The 3,006-nt window shown below is 43.6% G+C and carries 4 protein-coding genes; all 4 read right to left on the bottom strand.

Going from position 1 to position 3,006, the window contains the following annotated elements:
- Positions 1-89: 89 nt before the first annotated feature.
- On the bottom strand, positions 90-278 hold the full coding sequence (locus tag A3757_RS26770) for a FixH family protein (RefSeq protein ID WP_068554747.1): 189 nt from the start codon (positions 276-278) through the stop codon (positions 90-92).
- 42 nt (positions 279-320) lie between these two features.
- Complete coding sequence (ccoG, locus tag A3757_RS12815) at positions 321-1,733, bottom strand: cytochrome c oxidase accessory protein CcoG (RefSeq protein ID WP_068506518.1); 1,413 nt, start codon at positions 1,731-1,733, stop codon at positions 321-323.
- An 81-nt stretch (positions 1,734-1,814) separates the two neighbouring features.
- Entirely contained in the window at positions 1,815-2,156 is a 342-nt protein-coding gene (locus A3757_RS12810) for a hypothetical protein (RefSeq protein ID WP_156490703.1), read from the bottom strand.
- 82 nt (positions 2,157-2,238) lie between these two features.
- The coding region (gene ccoP, locus A3757_RS12805) for a cytochrome-c oxidase, cbb3-type subunit III (RefSeq protein ID WP_068739740.1) at positions 2,239-3,006 on the bottom strand (768 nt) is incomplete at its 5' end.

Below are 3,006 nucleotides of genomic sequence, written 5' to 3'. Positions count from 1 at the left end.
AATGCAATGAGTGTTAGCGAAGACTCAAAGAGGATAGCTGATCTTGCTAATCAGCTTGAAAGCATCGTCGGAAAACTGCAAGTATAAGCTTAAGGTTCTTTCACTTCTTCACGGGCAAATCGCCCGATCTCACGGTCAGTAATTATTGGCGCGCTATCTATAGCAATCGAGATTGTGAACATGCTCGCGACAACAACTGATGCTGGTAATGCTATTAAAAACCAAGGCCAAAACTGCTTATACCAGGCAGTTTGAGGTTTATTATTTGTATCGTTCATATTGTTATATTCCATCTCTGGGTAGGTATTGTGATTACGGTGCTATCTTGGGCTGAAGAATCGAGAACTTTCTTGAACCTTATATATATCATCCTCAATCTTGGTAGAGATTGTAAACTCAAGAGTTTCAATAGGTTTATCTAAAGACGCTACGGGGCTTGCAACGGTTACGGTAACATTGCCAACTTCGCCTGGTGCTATTTTTTGCACTTCATTGTAAGAAACCTTTGCGCCGTCAATTCCGGACACATCAATTTGATATGTTTGCGCATTCTTACTTTTATTCATCACCTTAAAGTTATAGACGTTTTCAATATTAGACGCGTCGATAACGCGGTATAGTGCACCACGATCTCTGAGTACATCAACTGCTAGCGGTGAACGCATTGCAATGGCAATAACAAAGGCAACAAATAAAGCAACTAACAAAATAGCATAAGCGACAATTCGCGGCCTAAGAATCTTAGTTTTTTCGTGATGTAAGGAATGTTCAGTGGTGTAGCGAATCAAACCTTGAGGTTTCGAGACTTTTTCCATTACCTGGTCACATACATCCACACAAGCTGCGCAGCCAATGCACTCATACTGTAAGCCTTCGCGAATATCGATGCCAGTAGGGCAGACCTGCACACATAAAGAGCAGTCAACACAGTCACCTGCCTGGTCGGCCATTTCCTTTCTTTTTTTACCCTTAACTCTTGGCTCGCCACGGTCATCGTCGTAGGAGACAATCAGAGTGTCCTTATCGAACATGGCGCTTTGGAAGCGTGCATAAGGGCACATATATAAGCATACCTGTTCTCTGAGGTAGCCAGAGTTTCCATAAGTCGCAAAACCATAAAATAGGATCCAGAAAGTTTCCCAGGGCCCAAGAGTGTAGGTGCCAGACAGCGTTGTCCACAAAGACGCTGATAACTCGCGTATAGGTGTAAAATATCCGACCAAGGTAAAACCGGTCCATAATGAGAACAGGAGCCATACAAGCTGCTTGGTCCCCCGTTTGCGAATTTTTTCAGCATTCCAGGGCATCTTTTCCAGCTTAAGCTGTGCGCCTCGGTCACCCTCAATAATGCGTTCCATCCAAACGAAGGCTTCAGTCCAGACGGTCTGGGGGCAGGCATAACCGCACCATAAGCGGCCAGCCAAGGCTGTAAAAAAGAATAGGCTGAGCGCAGCCATGATTAATAGCCAAGCTAGAAAGAAAAAGTCTTGAGGCCAAAACGTTAGCCAAAAAATATGAAACTGGCGCTCCGGTAAATCGAACAAAATTGCTTGATGTCCATCCCATGTAAACCAGGCTGCAAAATAGTAAAGCCCGAGCAGTGTAAACATCATTGCTTTGCGAAGCGATTGGAAAACACCTTTTACTTCACGGGTGTGTACCTTTTCATGACTTGCATACAAGTTGCTGTCGGAAGACTTGAAGCGATGTGCAATTTTGTTTTCAATATCCATTAATTAACACCAATGTAAACAGATAGAACTAGATGCCTGCAGGCCTAGGAGCAGCTGCAAGTTGTTTTTGTCTTGAGCCGACTAGTCAGCTTCCTCATCGTAATGTTCTGACAAGGATTTTTGTCGTTTGGCAAGAGGTAGGGCCAATAAGACACAGCTCAAAGCTGTGCAGCTAAAACCAAACACCCAAAAGAGGAAAAAGCCTAATGTATATAGAGCATTTGGGCTAAACTCTACAGGGAAAGTCGCGATACTTGATAACTCTATCGGATCAAATGCTGCGAAGAAAAGCATTGTTGCCAGTGCTGCGCATAAAAAAGACACCCAAGCCATAACACCAAATGAGCGCCAGAAAACTTTCGACTGTAATTCTTCCTCGGGAACAATCGTGCGTAGTTGCGATATGATAATTCGAATCATCATTGACCTCGGATCATTATAAATATTGGTGTAATTCAGCGCCTATATAAATGATTGGGCGCTGAATTACACCTTGATGACAAAGTTATAGAGACAAAATATAAGCTGATAGAACTTTAGCTTCTTGCTCACTAAACAAATGTCTGTGCGACGGCATGTTGCCGTTACGTCCATTGGCTATCGTGGCGTCAATATCTCTTAACAGTCCGCCATATAACCAAATATTGTCAGTAAGGTTGGGCGCACCAAGCAGCTGGTTGCCTTTACCGTCAATGCCATGGCAAGCAGCGCATTGCATATCAAAGCTTGCCTTGCCTTGTTCTGCTTTGGTCGCGTCAGTGGACTGATTGCTTAAGCTAAGCACGTACTGAGTAAGGTCAGATCTTTGCGTGTCATCTAAAATTGCGCCGAAAGCAGGCATCACGCCTTGACGGCCATTTAGAATTGACTGCGAAATCAAATCTGAACTATTTCCGTATAGCCAGTCATCATCTGCAAGATTCGGAAAGCCTTTTGAGCCTTTAGCATCGGAACCATGGCATTGCGAACAGTTATTGTCAAACAAGCGTGAAGCAGTTTTCATTGCTTCAGTATTTGCTTGAAGTTCTTCAGCTGTTTTGCCCTCAAATTGAGAAAAGAAGGCAGCGCGGTCCGCTCTATTCTTTTCCATTTGGGCGTCTAACTGATTAAGTTGAGTCCAACCTAATGAACCTTCGTTATTACCTAGTGCAGGGTAAAGGTACATGTAAATTGCTGCAAAAATAGTTGTCAGAATAAACATGTTAAACCACCACTTTGGTAGTGGGTGATTCAGTTCGGATATACCGTCCCATTCATGTCCGGTAGACTCGAC

This window comes from Oleiphilus sp. HI0117, from assembly GCF_001635235.1.
The sequence above is the reverse complement of the archived record's forward strand: the minus strand, read 5'-3'. Positions and strand labels throughout refer to the sequence as shown.